At 66.0% G+C, this 23,845-nt stretch carries 14 protein-coding genes; 4 read left to right on the top strand and 10 right to left on the bottom strand.

The window, feature by feature from the left end; all coding sequences use genetic code 11:
* Positions 1 to 71: 71 nt before the first annotated feature.
* The 5 genes from E5162_RS11320 to ku form a co-directional block, all read right to left on the bottom strand.
* Complete coding sequence (locus E5162_RS11320) at positions 72 to 263, bottom strand: hypothetical protein (RefSeq protein ID WP_135945367.1); 192 nt, start codon at positions 261 to 263, stop codon at positions 72 to 74.
* A gap of 235 nt (positions 264 to 498) precedes the next feature.
* Complete coding sequence (locus E5162_RS11315; RefSeq protein WP_135945366.1) at positions 499 to 1,248, bottom strand: hypothetical protein; 750 nt, start codon at positions 1,246 to 1,248, stop codon at positions 499 to 501.
* Positions 1,249 to 1,596: 348 nt separating this feature from the next.
* Positions 1,597 to 2,487, bottom strand: coding sequence for a non-homologous end-joining DNA ligase (gene ligD, locus E5162_RS11310; RefSeq protein ID WP_135945365.1), 891 nt, complete (start codon positions 2,485 to 2,487; stop codon positions 1,597 to 1,599).
* Positions 2,487 to 4,043 (bottom strand): non-homologous end-joining DNA ligase, encoded by a 1,557-nt coding sequence (ligD, locus tag E5162_RS11305; RefSeq protein ID WP_135945364.1) that lies wholly within the window; start codon positions 4,041 to 4,043, stop codon positions 2,487 to 2,489. Before ligD (E5162_RS11305) ends, ligD (E5162_RS11310) begins: the two co-directional genes overlap by 1 nt.
* A gap of 3 nt (positions 4,044 to 4,046) precedes the next feature.
* A complete protein-coding gene (gene ku, locus E5162_RS11300) occupies positions 4,047 to 4,910 on the bottom strand; it encodes a non-homologous end joining protein Ku (RefSeq protein WP_206751105.1) in 864 nt (287 codons plus the stop codon).
* Positions 4,911 to 5,062: 152 nt separating this feature from the next.
* Between ku and thrS the strand changes: the two genes are divergently transcribed.
* Positions 5,063 to 6,910 carry a threonine--tRNA ligase gene (gene thrS / locus E5162_RS11295; RefSeq protein WP_135945363.1) on the top strand — a complete coding sequence of 616 codons (1,848 nt, stop codon included), beginning with the start codon at positions 5,063 to 5,065 and terminating at the stop codon, positions 6,908 to 6,910.
* Positions 6,911 to 6,970: 60 nt separating this feature from the next.
* Here thrS and E5162_RS11290 read toward each other — a convergent pair whose 3' ends face one another.
* Genes E5162_RS11290 through E5162_RS11280 form a run of 3 tightly spaced genes read right to left on the bottom strand, consistent with a single transcriptional unit; the run spans position 6,971 to position 11,766 of the window.
* Positions 6,971 to 10,078, bottom strand: a complete 3,108-nt coding sequence (locus E5162_RS11290; protein ID WP_135945362.1) for an efflux RND transporter permease subunit — start codon at positions 10,076 to 10,078, stop codon at positions 6,971 to 6,973.
* A 24-nt stretch (positions 10,079 to 10,102) separates the two neighbouring features.
* Positions 10,103 to 11,197, bottom strand: a complete 1,095-nt coding sequence (locus E5162_RS11285) for an efflux RND transporter periplasmic adaptor subunit (protein WP_233342196.1) — start codon at positions 11,195 to 11,197, stop codon at positions 10,103 to 10,105.
* Positions 11,194 to 11,766: a TetR/AcrR family transcriptional regulator gene (locus E5162_RS11280; RefSeq protein ID WP_135945361.1), complete on the bottom strand. Its 573-nt coding sequence runs from the start codon at positions 11,764 to 11,766 to the stop codon at positions 11,194 to 11,196. Before E5162_RS11280 ends, E5162_RS11285 begins: the two co-directional genes overlap by 4 nt.
* 241 nt (positions 11,767 to 12,007) lie before the next feature.
* On the opposite strand from E5162_RS11280, the gene E5162_RS11275 reads away from it, so the two are divergent.
* Entirely contained in the window at positions 12,008 to 13,312 is a 1,305-nt protein-coding gene (locus E5162_RS11275; protein ID WP_233342197.1) for a hypothetical protein, read from the top strand.
* On the opposite strand, the gene E5162_RS11270 is transcribed toward E5162_RS11275, so the two are convergent.
* Entirely contained in the window at positions 13,282 to 17,421 is a 4,140-nt protein-coding gene (locus tag E5162_RS11270) for a translocation/assembly module TamB domain-containing protein (RefSeq protein WP_135945360.1), read from the bottom strand. The genes E5162_RS11275 and E5162_RS11270 overlap by 31 nt on opposite strands.
* Positions 17,422 to 19,203 carry an autotransporter assembly complex protein TamA gene (locus E5162_RS11265; protein ID WP_135945359.1) on the bottom strand — a complete coding sequence of 594 codons (1,782 nt, stop codon included), beginning with the start codon at positions 19,201 to 19,203 and terminating at the stop codon, positions 17,422 to 17,424.
* Between the two features lie 220 nt (positions 19,204 to 19,423).
* Between E5162_RS11265 and E5162_RS11260 the strand changes: the two genes are divergently transcribed.
* The gene (locus E5162_RS11260; RefSeq protein ID WP_135945358.1) at positions 19,424 to 20,593 is read left to right on the top strand and encodes an efflux RND transporter periplasmic adaptor subunit; all 1,170 of its coding nucleotides are present in this window, start codon (positions 19,424 to 19,426) and stop codon (positions 20,591 to 20,593) included.
* Positions 20,586 to 23,831 (top strand): efflux RND transporter permease subunit, encoded by a 3,246-nt coding sequence (locus tag E5162_RS11255; RefSeq protein WP_135945357.1) that lies wholly within the window; start codon positions 20,586 to 20,588, stop codon positions 23,829 to 23,831. The genes E5162_RS11260 and E5162_RS11255 overlap by 8 nt, the downstream gene beginning before the upstream one ends.
* Positions 23,832 to 23,845 lie beyond the last annotated feature (14 nt).

The following is a 23,845-nucleotide window of genomic DNA, read 5'->3' as shown; positions in this document are numbered from 1 at the left end:
AAACGCCGCCCCAAAGGGCGGCGTTTCTCGCTGCGATGCAGCATTAGCGTGTTGTTTCAGGCGGTTGGCCGTTACAGCTCGCCCAGCTTGTTCGGCCAGCGGGCATGGTGCCAACGCGGCCATTCCACAGCGACGAGCACAACACCCAGCACGCCAAGCGCGACGATTTCGAGGATCGGGCTCGGCAGCGGCAAGCGCGCGAACACAGCGACGGCTGCAAGCAGCGCGACGAGTGCAAAGATACCACGTGTGATCCTGGACATGGGACTGTCCTCCAATTTTGTTTCTATGCGGACTTTACCAAAAGGCGCCGCGTTGTCAAATAAATTGTCCGGGTCGGGATGAAAATCAACCCGCCAATTTATTAAAAAATCCCTGCATTTCAATAAGAAATCTATGTCACAAATCTGAAACACATTGAAAAACAAAGGCTATCGCGCTTGACGAAATGCCCTCGAAACAGGGTTAACAATTGCAGTAAAATTGCAGTTTTCCGGCCTAGAAGGCCCGCCCGAGGCGAAACTGCACGTCTCTGTCGGGTGCGTCCCCGGAAACCGGCAGCAGTCCGCCCGCATACCAGGACCAGCGTTCGCCGATGTCGCCGGAGACCGCCAGACCTGCCTGGTGGACCGCTTCGCCGGCGCCCCCGGAGAGCGATCCAAAATCGTTGTAGCTGACCAGCGCGGCGCGCACGGGTCCGACCCGGCGCGACACCGAGAAGCGCGCCTCGCCGAATACGCCGTCTTCCGCCTGCGCGCCGGTTTCGACGTCGAAGAGAGCGTTCGCGCGGATCTTCCAGTGTTCGCCGACGCGCCACTGGTTGCGCCAGTCAAGGCCGAGCTGGGACAGGCCCCGGCCATTGCTCAGGCGGGCCTCGACATTAACCCCCGAGGCATAGCCGCTTGGCCCGGCCTTGGCGGTCTGCCAGAGCAGCTCGCCTTCCACATGATCGAAGCGGGTACCGTCGCCCCGATCGCGATAGACCGCGATGGCCCGCACGCGCACGCGGTCGTTCAGCGCCGTCTGGATCTGCGCGCGATGCAGGGTCTGCACATCGTCTCCGGCCCGGTCCTGAGCCAGGCCGAGCCTGTATTCGGCTTCACGCTCGCCGGCGCGCACCTCCGGGCCGGACACGCTGCCGACCGTTTGCGCCGCAGCCGGGGCGGCTGCGCCCAGCGCGCCTGCCAATACGCAGGCGCCCAAAAACGCGCGTCTCAGTCTCACCTCGGTCACCAAGTCCTCACTCAAAGCCCGCGTCCGGGAGGCGCTGCGCGCATCTCCATGACACTTTTGTGACGCGGATATATGAAGGCGGCAGACAGCGAGAGCAAGGCAGGCGCTGAACGAGGAAAGACAAGCGGGTCTGCTCCGCCCGGATTTCATGAGCTTGGTGCTGCCCCCGCACGCTGAAGGCAATCCGAGGCCTTGGGGAGGAGGGGCTACCCCTCTTTCCTGACGAAAGTCAGGATCCAGGAGAGAGCTCGCCGCGCCCTGCGATCCCTGGGTCCCAGCTTTCGCAGGGAGAGAGACGGGACGTATAGTCTAGTCTTCGCTTTGCTACGCCTGGGATTTCAGAGCTTTGGGCTGAAACCCGGCCTAATCCTTGAGTGCACTGCGAGCCCAGTCGAGGGCGCCGGATTTCAACGGGGCGGCGTGGTCGAAATAGCCATCCCAAGGGTCGGATTTCAGGCTGGAGAGGCGGCGCGGGAGGGAGTCGACGGTGTAGTCGTGGCCCGAGCTGACGCGTGACAGCTCCTCCCAGCGCAAGGGCGTGGCGACCGGGGCGCCTTTTCGCGCGCGCACCGAATAGGGGGCGACCGAGGTCTGTCCGCGCTGGTTGCGCAGCCAGTCGATGAAGATCTTGCCCTTGCGTTTCGCCTTGCTGGCCTGGGCGACATAGCGGGCGGGATCGTGGCGTTCGAGCGCGGTGGCAAAGCCCTTGGCAAAGCTCTTCACCTCGTCCCAGTCATTGCTGGCATCGAGCGGCGCGATCACGTGAATTCCCTTGCCGCCGGTGACCATGACATGGGGGGCGAGGCCGGCCGTTTCGAGAAGGTCGCGAATGTCGCGGGCGGTGTCTTTCAGGTCGCTGAAATCATAGCCCTCGTCCGGGTCGAGGTCGAAGATCAGGCGTTCGGGCTTCTCCAGCGTCCCGACCTGCGCGCCCCAGGGATGCAGCTCGAGCGCGCCGAACTGGGCGCAGGCCTCCAGGCCCGCCTCGTCGTCGATGTAGATGTAGGGCTCGCGCCCGCCATCTTTCTCCTCGATGTCGACCGACCTGAATCCGTCGGGCAGGCCCTTGGTGTAGTGCTTCTGGAAAAAGCAGTCCTCGCCGATCCCGTCCGGGCAGCGCAGCAGGGAGAGCGGGCGGTTCGCGATATGGGGCAGGAGGCGATCGGCCACACCCAGCAGATAGTCGCGATAGCCCGCCTTGGTGAGGCCGGCATCGGGAAAATAGACCCGCTCCGGACTGGACAACTCCACCATCAGCTCTTGCCCTTCTTCGTGCCGGGTTCGATGGGCTCGGCGGACACTTCCTCGGCCTCCTTGTCCTCGCGCAGCCCCAGGAAGGCGGGATGGCGGAAGCGCCCGTCCTTCGTGCGCTCGGTGTATTCGACCTCGGCGACCAGCCTGGGGGTGACCCAGCAGGCATCCTTCGAGATGGAGCGCGGCACGTCGGAGAGGGGCGAGGTCTTGCGCGAAATCTGTTTCAGCGCGGCGCCGAGGGCTTCGAGCGTAGCCTCGTCGAAGCCGGTTCCGACGCGGCCGCGATAGACCCATTCGCCGTCCTCGCAGGTGGCCAGCAGGAGGGATGCGAAAGCGCGGTCCTTGTCCGACGGGCTCCAGCCGACAATGACGGCTTCCTCGCGCAGCGTGCACTTGACCTTGCGCCAGGTGCTGCCTCTCCCTTCGCGATACTTGCTGGTCTTCTTCTTCGAGATGATGCCCTCGGCCCCGGACTCGCAGGCCTTGTCGTAGACTTCGTCGCCGCGCCCGGCGACATGGTCGGCATAGCGGATCGCGCCTGATTTGCCGTTGAGCAGGCGGGCAAGCTCGGCTTTGCGCGTCTCCAGCGGCTTGTCGCGATAATCCTCGCCGTCCAGTTCGAGCAGGTCGAAGGCGAAGTAAACGAGATCGCCCTTGCCTTCGGACAAGGCGGTCTGCAGGGCGGAAAAATCGGTGAGTCCGCTTTCGTTCAACACGGCGGCCTCCCCGTCGATCAGGGCGCTAGCATCGAGCTCGCCGAGCGCGTCAGCGATGGGTTTGAACCGGTCGGTCCAATCCTTCTCGTTGCGGGTGTAGAGCCGGACCCCGTCCGAGCCGATGGCCGCGAGAAGGCGGTAGCCATCGTATTTCATCTCGTGGATCCAGTCCTCGCCCTCCGGCGCCTCGTCCACGAGCTGGGCCAGCTGGGGCTTCTTGAACCGCGGGCGCTTGGCCGTTGTCTTCGATCTGCTCATCTCGATGCGCCCCGTTTCTTCGCGGTCCGCGACCTGGGCCAGGGTGAGGCCCGATTTGACGCTGGTATCCGGGAAATCGGAGGCCTCCCTGTCTGCTGCGTCATCGTCCTTTTGCTTGATCAGGAGCCAGTTTTCCCGGCCCTTTTCGGTATTCATCCGCACCAGCGCCCAGCGCCCCTTCAGGCGTTCGCCGAACAGTTCGAAGGTGAGTTCGCCCTTGTCCAGCGCGTCCTCGGGCAGGCCTTTCTCCGGCGCCCAGCGGCCGTGGTCCCAGACGATGACGCTGCCCCCGCCATATTCGTCTTCGGGGATGCGCCCTTCAAAATCGGCATAGCTGACCGGATGGTCCTCGGTGCGCACCGCGAGGCGCTTCTGGGACGGGTCGAGGCTCGGCCCCTTGGTGACCGCCCAGCTTTTCATCACGCCGTCCATCTCGATGCGGAAATCGTAATGAAGCCGGGTGGCATCGTGCTTCTGGACGCAGAAGCGCCGCCCGCCGGGCGCCGGCCGGTCCTCCGGGGCAGGCTCGGGCGTCTTGTTGAAGTCGCGTTTCTCGCGATAGGTCTTCAGTGCGTCGGCCATGATCTAGCTGGCCTTCTTCTTTTTCGACTGGCTCCCGGTCTTCGATTTCGATTTTGATTTCGACGATTTCGATGAGCCCCCGGTCTCGTCGAGCGACTTCTTCAAGGCGTCCATCAGATCGACGACATTGCTCTTCTTCGCCTTGCCGGACTCCTCCTCGGTCACGATGTCCTCGTCCTCGGCCTTGCGCTCGATCAGCTCGCGCAGCGCGACCTCATAGGAATCGTCAAAGTCTTCGGGATCGAACTCGCCGGTCTTCTTCTCGATCAGCGCTTCGGCCATCTCGTCCATGTCCTCGTCGATCTCGATGTCAGGGATATCGTCGAAGATGGCGTCGCTGGCGCGGACCTCGTCGCCATAGCGCAGCTTTTCCAGAAGGAGGCCCTTGCCGCACGGGCGCAGGGCGACGAGCTGTTCGCGCCCGGACAACACCATCTGGGCGAGGGCGACGACCTTCCTTCGCCGCAGCGCCTCGCGGATGACCACGAAGCCCTCGGCGGCATCCTTGCCGCGCGGTTTGAGATAATAGGGCCGCTCGAAATAGCGCGGGTCGATCTCGTTCAGCTCCACGAAGCGGTCGATACGGATCGTGTTCTTCGTTTCCAGCTTGATCTCGTCGAGCTCTTCGGGTTCGAGCACGACATAGGAGCCCTTCTTCGCCTCGTAGGCCTTCACGATGTCGCCGGAGTCGGCCTCTTCGGTGCCGCCCTCGGGCACTTTGAGGTAGCGGATGCGCTTGCCGGAGGGCTCGTGAATCTGGCGCAGGCTGACGCGGCCCGTCCGTTCGGTCGCCGAGTAGAGCGCGACGTCGATCGAGACCAGGGACAGGCGCAGATAGCCGGTCCAGTAAGCGCGGGGCATTGCCATGAGTCGCAGAACGTTCCCGGTCTGTGACGGTTCCGCTGACGCGCGCCTGCGCCGCGCGTGGACAGCACTGGCCAAAGGCCTTAAATCGAAAGTTCATCCGGGGCGCTGCGTTGCAGCAGGCTCCAGGCTCTCCGAATTAGTGAAGAAGACCCATGTCGCAGGCATCATTTCCGATCGATACGAAACGCCACTCCGCCGCGCACCTGATGGCCGCGGCGGTCAAGGATATCTGGCCGAACGCCCGCTTTGGCGTGGGACCGGCGACCGCGACCGGATTCTTCTACGATATCGCGCTGGACGAGACGCTGACGCCGGACGATCTGCAGACGATCGAGAAGCGCATGAAAGAGATGCGCAAGAAGAAACTGCCCTTCGAGCGCGTCGACCTGCCGGTCGAGCAGGCGATCGGCTACATGAAGGAACAGGGCCAGGACTTCAAAGTCGAGCTGCTTGAATTGCTGCGAGACAAGGGATCGACGGCGATCGCCAAGGAAACCGGCGACGAGTCCGTGGTCGAAGAAGGCGTGGACACGGTCTCATTCTTCAAGACCGGCGATTTCGTGGATCTGTGCCGCGGGCCGCACGTCGATAATTCCGCCCAGATCGGCCATTTCAAGCTGCGCTCCATCGCGGGCGCCTACTGGCGCGGCAATGCGGAGAACGACCAGCTGCAGCGCATCCACGCGCTGTGCTTCGATACCAAGGAAGAGCTGGAGGCCGAGCTTCACCGGCTGGAAGAACAGGCCAAGCGCGATCACCGCAAGATCGGCAAGGAGCTGGGCATCTACACCATCGTGGACGAGGTCGGCGCCGGCCTGCCGCTCTGGCTACCCAACGGCAACGTGCTGCGCGACGAGCTGGAGCGCCTGGCCCGGGTGAAGGAACACCAGGCCGGATACAAGCGCGTGTCCACGCCGCATATCACCAAGGGCGATCTCTACGTGCGCTCGGGCCACCTGCCCTACTACGCGGACGACATGTACGCGCCGATGATCATCGACGAGCAGGAATACTATCTGCGCCCGATGAACTGCCCGCACCACCACATGATCTACGCCCACGACCAGTGGAGCTATCGCGACCTTCCGGTGCGTCTGTCCGAATACGGACAGGTCTACCGGCACGAGGCGTCCGGCGGGCTGTCCGGCCTGATGCGCGTGCGCGGCTTCTGCCAGAATGATGCGCACATCTATTGCCGTGAGGACCAGGCCAAGCAGGAATTCCTCGACGTGATGGACATGCACGCCATGTATTACGGCATGTTCGGGATCGAGGATTTCTGGATGCGGGTCTCGCTGCCCGATTTCGAGAACCTGGACAAGTATGTCGACGATGTCGACGGCTGGAAGAGGGCCATGGCCATCCTGAAATCGGCCATGGACGAGTCCGGGTATCCGTATGAGGAAGTCGAGGGCGAGGCGGCCTTCTACGGCCCCAAGGTCGACTTCATGATCAAGTCGGTGGTCGGCACCGAGTACACGATCTCGACTAACCAGCTCGACTTCATGGCGACCAAGCGCTTCGAGCTGGAATACACATCCGAAGACGGATCGAAGCAGCCGGTCTATGTGATCCACCGCGCGCCGCTCGGCTCTCACGAGCGCTTCGTCGGCTTCCTGATCGAGCATTATGCCGGCAAGTTCCCGACCTGGCTGGCGCCGGTCCAGGCGATGGTGATTCCGATTGCCGACCGCCACGAGGATTATGCCCGCAAGGTGCGCGACCAGCTGTTCAGCGCGCCGGTGGACACGGTCAATGGCGGCATCCGCGTCGAGGCCGACCTGGCCGCGGAGCGCATGCAGAAGAAGATCCGCAACGCGCAGACGCGCCAGATCCCCTACATGCTGGTGGTTGGCGATGCGGAAGCTGAAGCGGGTACGGTCGCGCTGCGCCACCGCGATCACGGCGATCTGGGCTCGATTCCCGTCGAGGCTCTGATCGAGCGGATCGCCACCGAAGTGCGCACCCGCGCCGATGCGCCCAAACCCGACGCGGCTTAAGCCACGCCGCCGGACAGGACAGGCCGCGCCCGAAACACGGGCGCGGCCTTTTTTTGTGGCCTATTGCGCCGGGACGGGCACGGGCTCCTGCCCGGGCGGGCGAATGCGGAAGAAGAGCGCGTAGAGCACCGGCGCGGCGATCATCGTGAGAACGGTTGCGAAGGTCAGGCCGCCGATGATCGTCACCGCCATGCCCTGGAAGAAGGCATCGAAGATGAGCGGCGTCATGCCGAGAATGGTCGTGCCGGCCGCCAGGAGCACCGGGCGCAGGCGGCTGATCGACCCATCGCGCACGGCCGAGTAGCGGTCGTCGCCGCGTGCGATGCGCTGATCGACCTCGTCGACCAGAACGATGGCGTTCTTGATCAGCATGCCCGACAGCGACAGGAAGCCGAGCAGGGCGGTGAAGCTGAAGGCGGTGTCGGTGATCAGCAGGCCGATGGTCACGCCACAGATCGACATCGGCACGATGGCCCAGATGATGAGCGGCTGGCGCACGCTCTGGAAGAGCAGGAAGCTGACTACGAGCATGACGAGGAAGCTGACCGGCAGCACCCCGCCCAGGGATTCGTTGGCTTCCTGGCTGGCTTCGTATTCGCCGCCCCATTCCAGCGTGTAGCCGCGCGGCAGCTCGATGGCGCTGACGATGGCGGAAAAGCGCGTGAAGGCCTGCGCGGCGGTTTCCTCGCCGGGCGGATTGGCCTGGACGGTCAGGGTGCGCACGCGGTCCATGCGCTGGATCAGCGTGTCGCGGGCGGCCAGGTCGAAGCCGGAGACGACTTGGTTCATCGGGACATAGGCGTCCTGGGCCGGGCTCCAGATCAGGCGGTCCGACAGATTGTCCGGCTCCAGCCGCTCGTCCAGCGGTGCGCGCGCGACGATGGGAATGAGGTCGTCGGATTCCCGGTAGACCCCGACCGTCAGCCCGTCATTGGCAAAGCGTAGGGCCGAGCCGATGTCTTCGCGAGTCACGCCGATGGTGCGGGCGCGCTCATTCGCGATCACGGGCAGCAGGGTCAGCTCCCGGTTGCGCCAGTCAGTGCGCAGGTCGCGCACATCGCCTTCCAGGCGCAGCCGCTCCATCGCGTCCTCGCCCAGCGCCCTAAGGACATCGGCGTTCGGCCCCTGGAAGCGGGCCTCCAGCTGCGCGCCCGAGGGCGGGCCGAAGACGATGCGGTCGGCGCGCGCCTCCACGTCGGGATGGCTGGCCTCGATATAGCCGAGGATCGCCTCGGACAGGCGCGGGATGGCGTCCAGGCTCTCGGCGTGGATGATGAGCTGGCCGTAGGCGGTGTTGGGCTGTTCGGAGGAATAGGTCAGCATGAAGCGCGTGGCGCCGCGGCCCACGAATGCGTCCACCGTCTGAGCGCCCGGCTGGCGGTTGGCGAAGGCGGCCACGTCCTGGACCATCTCGTCGGTGGCCAGGATGTCGGTCCCTTGAGGCTCGGTCATCTCGATGAAGAAGATCGGCGTGTTGGAGGCGGGGAAGAAGGCGTTCTTCACGAAGCCGAAGCCCCAGAAGCAGGTGACGGTGAGGACGAGAAGGGCGGCCGTGGTCAGCCAGCGCGCGCGCAGGGCCCGCACCAGAACGCCGCGATAGGCCTGGTAGATGCCGCCAGCATACGGGTCGGTATTGCCGCCCTTTTCCGACTTGAACAGGGCGTGGGCGACCATCGGCGCGACTGTGATGGCGAGGATCCAGCTGAGCATTAGCGAGATTGCGATCACGGCGAATAGGGAGAAGAGGAATTCCCCGGTGGAATCCGGCGACAGGCCGATCCCGGAAAACGCCATGATGCCGATCACTGTGGCGCCCAGAAGCGGCCACTGGGTGGAGGAGACGGCGGCTTCGGCCGCGGGCAGGCGGCGTTCGCCCTTCTGCACGGAAATCTGCATGCCCTCGGTCACGACGATGGCGTTGTCGACCAGCATGCCCATGGCGATGATCAGAGCGCCCAGCGAGATGCGCTGCATGGTGATGTCGAACACCGCCATGAAGAAGAGCGTGCCCATGACGGTCAGCAAGAGCACGACGCCGACGGTTACCCCGGCGCGCCAGCCCATGAAGACGCACAGCACGCCGATGACGATGGCCAGCGACATCAGGAGATTGAGCAGGAAGCCGTCGATCGACTGGTCGACCACGGTGTGCTGCTCGTAGATCGTGTGCAGCTCGACGCCGACGGGAAGCTCGTCGATCAGCTCGGCCAGGCGCGCTTCCACATGGGTGCCGACATCGACGATATTGGCGTCGGGAAGGCCGGAAACCCCCAGCGTGAACGCGCTTTGCCCGTTGTGATAGATGTAGACGTCGGCGCGCTCGCGCGGGCCGCGCACGACCTCGCCGATATCGGACAGGCGCAGCGTCTGGCCTGAATCGCGCGGGGAAATAAGCAGGTTTTCGACCGTTTCCACGCCGCCGATGGACTGTGGCATGTCGATGCGCATCAGCCGGTCGCCGGCCGGCGTGTCGCCAGCATCGACCACGGCGTTTTCGTTGGATAGGGTAGACAGAACCGCCTCGACCGGAAGGTTGAGGCGGGCGAGGTTCTCCTGCGGGATCTCGACATAGAGCCGCTCTTCAGGAACCCCGGCGAGCGCCACTTTGGAGACGCCCTCCACGACCAGAAGCTCGCGCCGGATATATTTGGCGATGTCGCGAACTTCCGCGTCCGAATAGCCGGGCGCGGTAATGGCGTAGAAAATGCCGTACACGTCGGCGAAATCGTCGAAGACAAACGGATCGCCCGCGCCCGGCGGCAGGGCCGGCGCGGCGTCGCGGACCCGGCTGCGCAGCTCGTCCCAGATCTGGGGCAGCTCGTCGCCGCTATACTCGTCGCGGATGCGGACGTGGATTTCCGAAACGCCCGGCGCGCTTTCAGACACCAGCTCGTCGAGCTCGCTCATCTGCTGGATGGCGGTTTCCAGCTCCTCGGTCACCTCGGCTTCGACCTCCTCGGCGCTCGCGCCGGGATACTGGGTGAAGACGATGGCTTCCTTGATCGTGAAGGCGGGGTCTTCCAGCCGGCCGACCGAATTAAATCCCCACAGCCCGCCGAGCAGGCAGGCGAGGATGATCAGCCAGGTGATGACAGGCTTCTGGATCGACAGCCGGGCCAGGTTGAAGCCGGGGCGCGGGTCGGGTGTCTCGGTCGCGGACTCGCTCATGGTCTGTGTCCCCAGGGGTGCAGTTTATCGGCCGCCGGCGGCCAGGCTGGTGCGTGAGGCCATCGGACGCACCTGCATCCCGTCATGGAGCGCGTTCACGCCCGCGGTCACGACGAACTCGCCCGCGTCCAGGCCCGCGTGCACGAGCACGGTCTCGCCGGTGACGTCGCCGGTTTCCACATCGCGCGGACTGACCGTGCCGCTGGCCGGATCATAGACCCATGCAACGAACCCGCCCTGCGGAGAGCCGGACAGGGCCGAGACCGGGATGACGACGCGCCCGGTCGGCGTGTCGGCATTCTGCTCGGTCATGATCGAGACGTTCGCGGTCATGCCCGGCAGGATATTGCCCGGCATGTCATCTGGCAGGGCGAAGATGACGCGATAGGTCTGCGAGGCCTGATCGGGTTCGGCCACCAGCTCGCGGTATTCCAGTTCGAAGCTGCGGTCCGGCAGGAATGGAAACTGCGCGACGACTTCGCGCGCCGCTTCCGGGTCGATGGTCGCGATCAGGTTCTCCGAGACCGAGATGGCCACGCGCAACTCGCTGATATCCTGCAGGCGCGCAATCGGCTGGCCGGGCGCAATGGTGGAGAAATTATCGACCAGGCGGCGGCTGACCAGGCCCTCGAACGGGGCGTTCAAGGTCGCGTAATCGAGATTCTGGCGGGCGTTTTCGACGGCCACGGCGCGCAGATTGTAATTGGTCACGACATCTTCGAGCGCTGCGTCTGAGGCGATCCCGCGCTCGTGCAGGGTCTGGACACGATCCCGGTTCTGTTCGGCCTGCTGCAGCTGAACGCGCGCTTCGCGAAGCGCGCGGTCGAAATCCTGGGTCTCAAGACTGGCGATGAGACTGCCTTCGGGCACCACGGCGCCTTCCGAGACCGGGAAGCTGGCCAGCCGGCCGCCAACCTGGAAGGCCATTTCCACGGTCAGGCGCGCCTCGACGCGGCCGACGAATTCGCGCCGCGAGGGCAAGTCGGCCGCCATCACCGGCTCGATCCGTGCGGTTCGTACGGGCGGTTCGACGATCTCGGCCTCGCCGCCGCAGGCGGACAACATCAGAAGAGGGACGAGGAGGAGGGGGACGAGGAGAGACAGGCGGCGCACGCTCATGATTGGGACTCCGAGACCATGGCGATGAGGCGCTCTTCTACGGAGTCGCGCTCGGGGGGCGTGAGAAAATCGAGGCCAAGAAGGTCGGCAAAGTGCAGCCCGTCCGATGCCAGGAAGGCGATGCGGGCCAGATCGGGGTCCCGGGCGCGCTTCGCGATCATCGTGCGCGTTTCCGACACACGCGCGCGGACCGGGTCGATGAGCTCGGGGTTCTCGGCCGCGGCGGCCAGCAGGGCCATCGACAGGCGGCTATTCTTCTTGCGGAAACCCATCGCCGCGCACAGGAGCGCGGGCAGGACCGGAACGCCGTCGGACTCCGCGGTGTGGAGCGCGTGCTCCATCTCGCAGTCGACCGAATGGATCATGCGCTCGACCATGCCCTGGATGAGGGCGGTCTTCGACCCGAAATTGTACAGAACGCCGCCCTTGGAGAAGCCGCTTTCGCGCACCACGGCATCAATGGTGAGCCGGCGCGCGCCCTCGCGTTCCACGATGGCCTCGGCGGCATCCAGGATTGCGTCCTGAGTGGAACGGGTCTCGTCGGCGCTGGTCTGGGTTGTGTCGGTCATGATCTTTGTTGCGCTGCATCAATACCGTCTGGACGGTTGAGAGGTACATAAACCGTCCAGACGGTACAGACAAGAGTGCGATCGGAAAAAATGGGCTGGAAACCCGCCTGACACGCGGAAACCGATCATGACAGTTCGGTGAAGATTGCGAGCCGGGCTGGAGGTTTTCTTTGAATCCGGTTGACGCCTGAGGTATCGCGCACGCAGCCCAACGGCGGGTGTCCAGTCCGGGATTTATTGTATGGATAGCTTCGCGATTTTCGGTGTGCCGGTATTTGCGCTCGCCGGCTTCCTGTTCGCCGCCTACGCCATCGTCGCGAACGATGTCATCCAGACCCTGGGAACCTTCCTGTCCTCGAACTCCAAACGGCCCTGGGTAATCCTGTGGGCGTTTGCCTCAACCATCATCATCGCGGTCATGGTCTATGGCTGGTTCTTCAACAGCGGCGATATCGCCTTCGACCGCCTGAACCAGATTCCCTATCCCGAAACCGGTATCCAGTGGTGGCACGTCCTGCCCCCGCTCGCCCTGCTCGTACTGACCCGCTACGGCATTCCGGTGTCGACCACGTTCCTCGTGCTGACCATCTTCACGCTCACCGGCGGCGCGGCCACGGCCGGCGTGCTTGGCGGGATGCTGTTCAAGTCGATGCTGGGCTATATCGTCGCCTTCCTGGCGGCGGTCGTTCTCTACGTGCTGATTTCGCGCCTGTTCGAGCGCTGGGTCCAGAAGACCGACGCCGAGGACTATCACGGCAACTGGATTTCGGTGCCCATGGTGGCCTTGCTGTCCGGTGTCCTGCTCTACCTGCTTCTGATCGGGCCGGTTCTGCCGGACGGCAGTATCGAGAATCCGATCGGCTGGGCGATCAGTGCAGCCGCTGCAATTGCCGTCGGTTTCATCACGATCCGGTTCAATGTCTGGTACGTGATGCAGTGGCTGTCGACGGCCTTCCTGTGGAGCCAGTGGCTGATGCAGGATCTGGCCAACATCTTCGTCTATCTGCCGCGCGAAACGGTAACGATGGCGGACGGTTCGGTCGATGTGACCTTCAATGCGGGCCTGATCATCTTTGCCACGCTGCTGATGCTCGGCCTGCACGCCATCATCTTCGCGATCCGCGGCGGCGAGATCCAGAAGATCGTTCTGACCAAGACCAACACGATCGACGTGCGCTCGGCGACCATCGTCGACTTCTCCTTCGGCGTGATCCTGCTCTACTTCAAGGAGCTCAACGACATCCCGATGAGCACGACCTGGGTCTTCCTGGGCCTGCTGGCGGGCCGCGAGCTGGCCATCTCCATCGTGGGCCGCCTGCGCGGGGTCGGCGAAGCGACGGTCGACGTGTTCAGCGATATCCTGCGTGCCCTGCTGGGCCTGGCCGTGTCGGTCGCGCTGGCGCTCGGCATGCCCTGGCTGGCGACGGGACAATTTCCCGATCTGCGTGAGCAAATCCTGGGCGAGACCGACACCGGCGGCGCCAACGAGATGGCGGCGCAGGGCGAGGTGCCGGTCTACCAGTCGATCTCGTCGAGCGAATCGTAGTCGCGGCGCCAGGAAATCGCGATCCCCGCCTGGCCGCTGGCACTGAGTTCGGACTCCAGCGAGAAACGCTGGGTCAGAGCCCATTCGATCCGTGTGGTCGGGGCCGCGCCGCCGGACGCCGAGGCAATCTCCAGATAGACATCGTCGGTGATGTAGCGTCCGCCCGAGACGACCGTGCCGCCATCGTCACCGGAGACGATGGAGAGCTGGTCAAACCCGGTCAGGCCACGCAGGGCGCTGAACGGGTCGAAGCCCCCGGCCGCACCGGCCAGAGCCCCGGCGAGCTGGGCTGCCTGAACGCCGGATAGATCGCCCGCCCCCTGACCGAAGAGCAGGCGCGAGGCGATTTCGTCATCGGGCAGGCTGGGACTGGATTCCAGATTGATGGTGGGCGCGCGCGCCGTCCCGCCGATCACGATGCGCGCCGTGATATCGCGCGCCTGGCGGACCGCCACGATGTTGAGTTCGGCCGCGGCCGGTTCGCCGTCGAGTGTGACCACGCCGCGATCGAAGGTGAAGCGCTGGCCGAGCAGGCTGGCGCTGCCCCGGATCAGCCGGGCTTCGCCTTCCAGGTCGAGATTGCCGGGCGAACCGGCGACATGGATGTCCAGCGACCATTCGGTGTCGAAGGACTGGCCGCGCACGAAGACCTGGTTATTGGCCTCGATATCGTAGTCGAGCACGACCGAAATGCCGGGTGAAGGTTCGGGGACCATCTGTGTCTCGCCCTGGCCGGGCACGTTGACCTCGGTGACCTGGATATGCGGGATCGGGTCCTGACCGCCCGAGGGAGGACGCGCCTCGACCTCGCGCAACCGGGTCTCGCCGCTCACGGTCATTTCCCGGTCGGCCAGCGCCAGCGTGACATCGCCGCTGCCGACCGCAGCCAGGTCCGGGCGCGACATCAAGGTGAAATCGGTAAAGTCGAAACTGGCTTCGCCGTTGACCTGCGCGCCGGCGAAGCTGAACTGGCCGCTGCCGGTCAGCGTGCCGCCGTCCGGCCCCTGGCCCTCGATGCGCGACAGGGTGATGCCGTCATTCTGGAATTCGGCCACGCCGGACACGTCGTTGATCTGGAGCCCGGCCGTGTCGTCCACGAAGCTGCCCTCGCGCAGCCGGGCCACACCGCGAAAGTTCGGCGAGCCGATCGTGCCATCAAAGCGCGCGCCGGCATCGACCTGGCCTTCCAGACGGCGCCCAGGGGGGAGCATGAAGGCGGCCAGGGGCGCGATCTCGCCGTCGAAGAAGATCCGTCCGTCCAGCACCGTATCGTCTGCGGTGAGGTCGGAGACGGCGGTCACGAGGCCGGTGGAGAGGTCGAAGCGCGCGGACATCTCGACCCCGGGCGCGGTGCCCTCCACATCGATATTGAGCTGTTCGCGGCCGAGATTGGCGTCGAGCGTCAGATCGAGCGCAGGACCGTCCTCGCTCAGGCGTGGCTTCAGACTGCGGCCTTCGATGTCGACATTGCCTGTCCAGCCGGCCGGATCGAGTTCCAGCCGCGCCTCGCCGTAAAGCGTTCCGCCCATGGGCGGGCGGCTGCGGCGATAGGAGAGAAGCCGGGCCGGCAGCGCCTCGAAGGAGGCCGTCAGGACCGGCACCGATTGCTGCCGGCCATAGCCGAACACGATGCCGCCCTCGCCCACCGACAGGGCGCCGGACACGCTGGTCGCGCCACCTTCGCGGGAGACCGTGATGTCCTCGCGCGTGGCGATCTCGACATTGCCGTACTGGCCCGAAGGCGCGACGCTGATCAGGAGCGGTCCGCCGGCCAGGCGAAGCTGGCCATCGGCGTTCAGCGTGAAGCGCGCGCCGTATGCGCCCTCGCTTTGAAGGGTCAGGTCGACCGCCTCGAGCGGGCCGGCCAGCGTAGCTTCCAGGGAGTCGAGATAGACCATATCGCCCTGGATGAGGTCGTCGGCGGTTACCGTGACGTCCAGCCTGCCATCTTCCAGGCGGCCTTGAGCGGCGAACTGGCCGAAGCCGGCAATCGGCTCGGCGGTCAGGTCGAAATCCATCGAGGCCGGCGCGGCGCTCAGCTCGCCATCGATCGCAAACGCGCCGAAGCGCCCGTCTATGCCGGGAAGGCGGACGCGGTCGCCCTCACGCGAGAAATCGCCGGCGAGATCGAGCGCGCCGCGATCCATGGACCCGGTCAGGCGCCATTCCCCGCTCAACGCATCGAGGGGGCCGGTCGCCTCGATGCGAAGCGTGGATTCTCGCACGTTGACCGGGCCGGCCGAAACGGCGTCGGTCTCGATCTGCGCGCGGGCGTCGAGCCGGTTGCCGGTCATCGATGCATCGAACGCGATGGCCGCCTGGCCATCCATGGCAACGGCCGAAACGGGCAGGGCGCCCGTCCACAGCGCATCGCCCTGCGCCTGCCAACCCTCGCCTTCATAGGCGCCGGTCACGTCGAGCTGAAGTGTCGGGCTCTGCGCGTCCAGCCGGGTCAGCGCGACATTGCGCCCGCCCTGCCAGCGGCCTTCGGCGTTTGCGTCGAGCCGGTCGCCGAGCAGCGTCTCGAGCTGGCCGCTGAACTCGCTGCCGTCTGCGGTGAGCGAGAAGTCCAGCGGGCCGGTAATCTCGCCGCTCGCCTGGCCGGTAAGGCGCAGCGTCCCGCCGGAGTCTGGGCGGAAAGCGCCGACCTCGATCCGGCTTTCGGTCAGCCGGGCGCTGAAGCTGCCCGAGCCAGGATTGAGCAGGCCCTGGGCTTCGATCTCGCCGCCCTCGCCGCTGAGGGTGAGGGATTCAAAGGACAGATCGCCGGTTTCCCGGCTGTAGATCATGTGGGCGTCCACGCTGGGTGACGCGCCAAGCGCGGCCTGGAGCTGTGCGTTGTCGAAGCGGGCATTTTCGCTTTCCAGCACGGTCACCACGTCCGGGCGCGACAGCGGCCCGGTCACGGTGACGGGACCGCGGACCCGGCCGAAGCGGGCAAAGCCGAGGTTCAGCTCCTGCGCGGCGATCTCGCCTTCGAAGGAGCGGTCCCCGGAGACGGTGAGGATGCCCTCCGCGGTGAGACTTCCGGCCTGAACGCGCTCGTTGGTGAGCTGGGTGACGAGGCCGGCGGCTTCGTTGACGGTCACGGCAAGCTGATCCGATCCGGCGCGGCTGATATCGGCGGACAGGCGCGGCGCCCGGATTTGGGCGGTGATGGCGGACAGATCGGGCCGGAACAGGCTGTCCTGGCGCAGGCGGACCGCCAGGGAGAAATCGCCCGGCCCGCCCAGCAGCTCGTCCAGCATGTCCAGCCCCGGCCAGCGTGCGGGTCGCGCCTGCGCGTCGATCTCCAGCAAGCCGGACTCCCAGCCCATCTCGCCGGTGATCGCCGCTTCGCCGTCGGCGCGGACCTCAAGCTGCCCGGTGCCGTCCTCGTCGGTACCAGACAGGGTCAGGTCGGCTTCGATCCGGCTGTCGCGCGTGCGCATCAGTGCGGTCAGCGGTCCGCCGGCCGGCGCGATCAGTTGCGCATCAATGTCCAGCACGTCTTCGCCGATCAGCGCCTCGACGAGAATGCGGTCCTCGCCGCTATCGGTGCGCTGAACGTCCAGACTGGCCTGCCAGCCCCGGCCTGAGCGGGCCAGCGAGCCCTGCGCAGTCAAACGTGCCTCCTGGCCTGTGACGGCTTCGGCAATGCGGATGGTGTCGAGATCGAGTTCGCCCACGCTGATCGTCCAGTCCGGCAGCCCGCCGCCCCCACCCTGCTCGCGTTCGGCGCGGGTCGGCTGGTGCAGCATGGCGATACGTTCGGCGGTCAGCGCCTGGACGTCGATATGGCGCGAAAGCAGGCTGCGCGGCCGCCAGTCCAGGACCAGGTCCTCCACCTCCAGCCAGACACCGTCCTGATCGGCAAGGGTCAGCGAGCCGATGGTGAGCCGGTCCAGCGGATTACCGGTGAGGTCGCTGATCTGGATTTCGCCGTATCCGGCGATCTGGCGTCCGTCGACGAGGTCGTCGACCAGGTCGCGCCCGGTCTGTCCGGACAGCACGACAAGAGCCACCCCGACAAAAGCGGCCAGCAGCGTGAGCACGATGCCAATCGTCCAGGCGCCAATGATGGCGGTCCGGCGAAGCCAGCCGGAACGGGTCTGAGCGGTATCGGCCATCTAAAAGGCTTGTCCGATGCTGATGTAGAAATGGACGGGATCGTCGCCGTCGCGCGGGTTGAGGGGCGTGGCGATGTCGGCGCGGATCGGCCCGAAACCGGGATAATAGCGCACGCCGAAGCCGGCCGCATATTGCATTTCGCCAAAATCGGGCGACAGCTCGCGCCCGGCAATGCCGCCATCCACGAAGGTGACGAAGCCCAGACGGTCCGACCAGCGATAGCGCAGCTCCGCGCTGGTCTCGAACAGAGAGCGCCCGCCGAAGGGTTCCTCCCGGCCGGTCACCTCGTCGAGCAGAGGCGGGCTCACAGACTGATATTCGTACCCGCGGATCGAACCGCCGCCGCCGGCATAGAAGCGCTGGGTGGGCGGCACTTCCTGGGCGGTCGCGCCGAACAGGGCGCCGAGCCGGACCCGGCCGGCCAGGGTCCAGGACTCGCCGAAGGTCTGGTAGCCGCGCAGCCCGAAGACCGAACGCACATACCGCGCTTCCTCGTCGCCGAAGGACATGCCGGGGCGCACGCGCAGTTCGGTGTACACCCCGTCGAGCGGGTTGAGGACGTTGTCGCGCATGTCGAACACCGCTTCGAGGGGAAGGGTGACCGTCGCCAGATCGCGTTCGCCGCGCGCATCCGCGACACGGGCGATCTGGGTGTCGATGCCGGCCGAGACGGTCAGCTCGTCGGTGAGGACGCGCGACAGGGCGGCCCCGGCCGACAGGGCGTCCTGGTCGTAGGCGTCGGTGCGTTCGGCCAGCGCCGCGCCGGTCAGCGTGAGGGCCTGATTATACCGGCGCCAGTGCGGCATCTGCAGCATCGCCTGGACCCCGCTCTGCAGCGTGGCGGCGCTGACATCGAGCGTCAGCGTCTCGTCGCGGTTGAACATGTTGCGCCGGACCCATTCGACCTGCCCCCCGACACCGCGGTCGGTGGAAAAACGCGCCGCAACGGCAAGGGTGTGGCGCGGCACCGGTTCCATGCGCACGTCGACCGGACGCTGCACGCCATCCGCATTGGGTGCCAGGCGCGTATCGGCGAGGGCCACGATTTCCAGGTTCTGAAGGCGCTGATTGTATTCTTCCAGCTGGGCCTTGCTGGCCGGTTCGCCGGCCTCGAACGGGGCCAGACGGCGGACATACTCTTCGTCGAGATCGGCAAGACCGCCTGCCAGCTGAGGCGTGCCGAAGCGCAGGAAAGGACCGGTGGCGTAGGCAAATGTCGCGCGCGCACCTTCGGTGGCGTGATCGACGATGATCTCGCGATTCCCCGTCTCGGCCTGGATCCAGCCCGAGTTGCGAAGCGCGGTCAGTACCCGGTTCTCCGCGTCGATCACAGCGCTGGCCAGGACCGGCCGGCCGGCCTGGAGGCCGAGCTCGGACTCGATCTCCGCGCCCGGAGCTCGCTCTGAGTCCGCAGGCACGTTGAAGGCGACATCGACGCTTTCGAAGACGAATTGTACGCCCGGACGCACGCGGACCAGCGGCGTGTCGTTCTCCCCCAGGCGAGGATCCACGAGGGCCGCGTAATAGCCGCGAGATTCCAGATAAAGCCGGATGCGCTCGGCGGCCTGCTGGGCTCTGTCGCGGGCGGCCCAACGCGACTCCGCTTCTTCGCCGGCCTCTCCGATGGTGTCGTAGAGCGCCTCGCGCAGGGCGGGGTCCTCCACCCCCTCGATGCGCGCTTGAGGTTCGGCCAGGGCGGGCGCGCACAACGCGCACGCCAAAAGGACCGCGCCCGGAAGGCGGCTGAAAATGGCGCGGGTGGACGAGGGCAGGTCTGACATTATTAGACTGTAACGGCTGAACGTGAAATTTGGTCCAAGCCTGATGCTTTATGAGGCATTTTTCCGGCACGAATTGCAGGCTGCCGCGTTTGCCCCGGCAGAAGTCCCCAATGCGCGTCCGTCATGATAGGAGTTCGGGGCAAACGCGCTATTTCACCGCTGAAAGTTCGCGCCCGTCCGTCTAGGTTGGGCCAGGGTCAACAACCGGGAAGAGATTCGCATGTCCGAATCGACGCAGGAAACGTCACGCGGCTGGATTGGCTGGGTTCAGATCGGTGGCATTCTCGCGGTGATCCTGGTCGCGATCGTGATCACCATGGTGCTGTCCGGCGGCGGTGACGAGCAGAGCGCAGAGCCGCCCGCCGATGCGCGCGTCCCGGTTGAGGTCGTGCGCCCCGACGTCGCGCCTCATCGTATCACCGTGACCGCGACCGGTACGGTTGAAGCCAAGGCGCTGGTCTCCATCACGCCCCAGGTGGGCGGGCAGGTGCGCGAAGTCTCCGACGCGGTGCGCGAAGGCGGACGCTTCGCCGCCGGCGAAGTGCTGTTCCGCATCGACCCGCGCGACTACGAGGTCGCCGTCCAGCGCGCGCAGGCCAACCTGGCCGATGCGCGCAGCGCGCTCGCCGAGATCGAGGCCGAAGCCGACATCGCGCAGGAGGAGTGGCGCGCGACCTTTCCGGGGCGCGACATCACCGCGCTTGCCGCGCGCGAGCCCCAGCTGGAAGCAGCGCGCTCACGGGTCATGTCGGCTGAGGCCGATCTCAACCAGGCGCGGATCGATCTGGACCGGACGACCTTGTCCTTCTCCTTCGACGGGCGGGTCGTCGCCAGCCAGATCGAGACCGGACAGGTTGTCTCCCCGGGCCAGGCCTATGGACAAGTCTATTCGATCGGGGAGCTTGAAGTGGTTGTTCCTGTGCCGCCCGAGGACGCGGCCCGGCTGGGCGAGGCAGAAGGCCGGCCGGTTCAGATCCGTCTTGAAGGACACGACCGGCCCATCGCCGGAGAGGTGCTGCGCGAGGGTGCGCAGCTCGATGCGCGCTCGCGCCTGATCAACCTGTTTGTCGCTCCCGAGGAGCCCGATGCGCTGCGCCCCGGCCTCTTCGCCGACGTCGTTATCGACGGGCCGGAGCTGAGCCGGGTGCTGGCGCTCCGCGGGACAGCCCTGTCGGGACTCGACCAGGTTCATGTCGTGCGAGGCGATGAAATCGAAAGTCTGCGGGTCGAGGTGCTGGACCGCCGCGACCGGACCGTCTTCGTCGAGCCGTTCGACTATGGCGAGGGGGTGATCGTCACGCCGCTGCCCGAAGGCGCGATCGGACGCCAGGCGCGCATTCTTACCGATACAGACGAGCCGGCCGCCGCGCGAGAGAGCGGCGATGAGTGAAGACAATTCCCAGCGCGGCAGGCCGACCCGCCCCGGCGGCGGGGGCGACGACCGGACTCCGCCCGGCGCAGGTCTGATCGGCTGGTTTGTCCGCAATCCCGTTGCCGCCAACCTGCTGATGATCCTGTTCCTGCTGGGCGGCGCGCTGAGCGCGGCCAATCTGCGCACCGAGGTCTTTCCCACCATCTCGCCGAGCGTGGTCCAGGTCGCGGTGATCTATCCGGGCGCCACCCCGGAGGAAATCGAACAGTCGGTGACACGCCGGCTGGAAGAGGCGGTGCTGGGTCTGGAGGGCGTGGACCGGGTGCGCTCGGTCGCGTCCGAGGCGCGCGGCACGGTGACGATCGAGCTGCTCGACTTCGCCGATCCGCAACAGGTCAAGGACGATGTCGAGACGGCGGTGGACTCCCTGCAGGACTTCCCGCCCGAAGACGCCGAAGAACCCCAGATCCGCGTGCCCCAGCCGAGCACCACCATCCTGAGCTTCGCCCTGACCGGTCCGGTCAGCGAAGGCACGCTGCGCGAAGCGGGCGAGCAGGCCGAGCGCGAACTGCTCTCGCGCGACGGCATTTCCACAGTCCGGCTGCGCGGGGTGCGCGCCTACGAGATTTCCATCGATGTGAGTGAAGAGGATCTGCGCCGCTACGCGCTGAGCTTCGACGAGGTCGCCAATGCGGTGCGGGCCTCCTCGATCGACCTGTCGGGCGGCGAAATCCGCGCCGAGGGCGGGGAAATCCTGCTGCGCACCGATGCGCGGCGCGAAACCGGCGAGGAGTTTGAATCCATCATCCTGCGCTCCAACGAGGACGGAACGCGCGTCAGGCTGGGCGATGTGGCGCAGATCGAGGACGGCTTCCAGGACGATCCGCTGATCTCGCTCTATAACGGCGAACCGGCCGTATTCGTGGATGTGGCGACGCAGGGCAATGAAGACCTGCTGGAAGTGCGCGATTCCGCGGCGGCATGGCTCGAGGAGACGACGCTTCCTGCCGGCGTTCATGCCACCTTGTCGGTGGACCAGAGCGAGGTCTTCGTCGACCGGCTCTCGCTGCTGGCGCGCAACGCGATTCTCGGCTTCACCCTGGTCTTCCTGCTGCTGGTCCTGATGCTGGACCTGCGCCTGGCCTTCTGGGTGGCGCTCGGAGTGCCGATCTCGTTTCTCGGAGGATTCGCGCTGTTCGGGTTTGTGGGTGTGACCCTCAACTTCGTCACCACGTTCGGGCTGATCGTGGTGCTGGGCATCGTGGTCGACGATGCCATCGTGGTCGGGGAAAACACCGACCGGGAACGGGGCAAGGACCAGCCCGAGGACAAGGCGGCCATCGCCGGCGTGACGGGCGTTGCCGCGCCGGTGCTTGTCGGCGTGCTGACGACGATGGCCGCGTTCGGGCCGCTGATCTTTTCCGGCGGCGAATTCGGCGAGATCACCCGGCCCATTCCCATCGTGGTGATCTGCATCCTCGCAATCTCGCTGGTCGAGGCCTTCTTCATCCTGCCCTCGCACCTGGCCCATGGCGGCAACTGGAGCCGCGGGCCGCTGGCGCGGGTCCAGGACCGGGTCGCCGACATGCTCGGCCGGTTTGCCCAGGGCCCGCTCTACAGCTGGGCGCGCCTTGCCGGGCGTCTGCGTTATCTGGTCGCCCTGGTCGGGATCGTCGTTGTCGTGGCTGCCGTCAGCCTGGTGGCGACCGGGGTGGTGCGTTTCGTCTTCTTCCCCGCGATCGAGGCGGAAGACATTACCGCCGATCTGCGCCTGCCCGATGGCGCGCCCTTCGAGGCGACCGAGCGCGCCGCGCGCCAGCTCGTCCAGGCCGCCGAGGCGCTCGCCGCGGAGTCCCGGGAGGACGGCGAACCGCTGATCCGGGCGATCTCGACAGTGATCGGAGGCCGGACCAGCCTGTTTGGCGGGCCGGGGACGACGACGAACACGACCATCGCGTCCAATCTGGCCCAGATCCAGATTCAGCTGACCCCGTCCGCGGAGCGTTCGATATCCTCCGCCGAGGTCGAGCGGTTGTGGCGCGAGCGTGCGGGCAGCCTGCCCGGCGTGGAGCAGCTTTCCATCGTCTCCTCGGCGGGACCGCAGAGCGCGGATATCGCCTACGAGCTGTCCCACCCGGACGATCCCACGCTCGAGGAGGCGGTGTCGCGCCTCGCCGACCAGGTCGGCCAGATCGAGGGCGTGGAGGAGGTCGATGACGGCTACGACCTGGGCAAGCGCCAGCTCAATTTCACGCTGACCCCGGCCGGTGAGGCGGCGGGCTTGCGCCCAACCGACATCGCCCGGCAGGTGCGCCAGTCCTTCTTCGGTGAAGAGGTCCAGCGCTTCCAGCGCGGGCGTAACGAGGTGCGCGTCTATGTGCGCTATCCCGAACGCCAGCGGAACGACCTCGCCCGGCTTGGCCAGTTCCGCGTGCGTACGCCGGATGGGGGCGCGATTCCGCTCAGCGTGGCCGCGACGATCACCGAGACGCGCGGCTTTACCTCCATCGAGCGCGTCGACGGGCGGCGCATCATCGAGCTGACCGCAGATGTCGACGAGGCGGTTATCACGCCCGGGAGTGCGCGCGAGCGGGTGGAGCAGGACTTCCTGCCCCAGCTTGCGGCCGACTATCCCCGACTGACCTGGCGCCTGTCCGGGGCAGGGCGCGAGCAGGCGGAGGATTTTGCCAGCCTCCAGCGCGGGCTGATGTTCGCCCTGCTCATCATGTACACGCTGCTGGCGACGCAGCTGCGCAGCTATATCCAGCCTGTGGTGATCCTGATCGCCGTTCCGTTCGGCGCAGCAGGGGCGATCCTGGGCCATCTGCTGCTGGGCTACGACCTGTCTTTCCCCTCCATCTTCGGGATCGTGGCCCTGGCCGGGGTGGTGGTGAACGCATCCATCGTGCTGATCGACCGCTACAACCAGAATATCGGGCTGGGCATGGCCTTCTCCGAGGCGATCGCCGAAGCCACGGCGCGCCGCTTCCGGCCGATCCTCATCACGACGCTGACGACCGCGCTGGGGCTGTTGCCGATCATCACCGAGACCAGTCCGCAGGCCCAGTTCCTCATACCCATGGCCGTCAGCCTGGGGGCCGGGCTGTTGTTCGCCTCCACCCTGATCCTGACCTTGCTGCCCGCCTATGTGCTGATCGTGGAGGACATCCGCGGGCGCAAACGCGGCCGCAAGACGGCAGAGCGCGCCTATGGATCTGAAGAGTCACAGGAATCCGGGGGATCGCCCTCGTCGTAGGCGGGCGGAACGGT

Source organism: Marinicauda pacifica (assembly GCF_004793635.1).
In the GTDB taxonomy this organism is placed as follows: domain Bacteria; phylum Pseudomonadota; class Alphaproteobacteria; order Caulobacterales; family Maricaulaceae; genus Marinicauda; species Marinicauda pacifica.
Note: the sequence above shows the minus strand (reverse complement) of the source record. Positions and strands in the feature narration are given on the sequence as shown.

Excerpts from the sequence above, each read along its gene's own strand:
- E5162_RS11320 (WP_135945367.1), bottom strand. The coding sequence starts at position 263 with ATGTCCAGGATCACACGTGGTATCTTTGCACTCGTCGCGCTGCTTGCA.
- ligD (WP_135945365.1), bottom strand. The coding sequence starts at position 2,487 with ATGGTGGAGTTGTCCAGTCCGGAGCGGGTCTATTTTCCCGATGCCGGC.
- ligD (WP_135945364.1), bottom strand. The coding sequence starts at position 4,043 with ATGGCCGACGCACTGAAGACCTATCGCGAGAAACGCGACTTCAACAAG.
- ku (WP_206751105.1), bottom strand. The coding sequence starts at position 4,910 with ATGGCAATGCCCCGCGCTTACTGGACCGGCTATCTGCGCCTGTCCCTG.
- thrS (WP_135945363.1), top strand. The coding sequence starts at position 5,063 with ATGTCGCAGGCATCATTTCCGATCGATACGAAACGCCACTCCGCCGCG.
- E5162_RS11290 (WP_135945362.1), bottom strand. The coding sequence starts at position 10,078 with ATGAGCGAGTCCGCGACCGAGACACCCGACCCGCGCCCCGGCTTCAAC.
- E5162_RS11285 (WP_233342196.1), bottom strand. The coding sequence starts at position 11,197 with ATGAGCGTGCGCCGCCTGTCTCTCCTCGTCCCCCTCCTCCTCGTCCCT.
- E5162_RS11280 (WP_135945361.1), bottom strand. The coding sequence starts at position 11,766 with ATGACCGACACAACCCAGACCAGCGCCGACGAGACCCGTTCCACTCAG.
- E5162_RS11275 (WP_233342197.1), top strand. The coding sequence starts at position 12,008 with ATGGATAGCTTCGCGATTTTCGGTGTGCCGGTATTTGCGCTCGCCGGC.
- E5162_RS11270 (WP_135945360.1), bottom strand. The coding sequence starts at position 17,421 with ATGGCCGATACCGCTCAGACCCGTTCCGGCTGGCTTCGCCGGACCGCC.
- E5162_RS11265 (WP_135945359.1), bottom strand. The coding sequence starts at position 19,203 with ATGTCAGACCTGCCCTCGTCCACCCGCGCCATTTTCAGCCGCCTTCCG.
- E5162_RS11260 (WP_135945358.1), top strand. The coding sequence starts at position 19,424 with ATGTCCGAATCGACGCAGGAAACGTCACGCGGCTGGATTGGCTGGGTT.
- E5162_RS11255 (WP_135945357.1), top strand. The coding sequence starts at position 20,586 with ATGAGTGAAGACAATTCCCAGCGCGGCAGGCCGACCCGCCCCGGCGGC.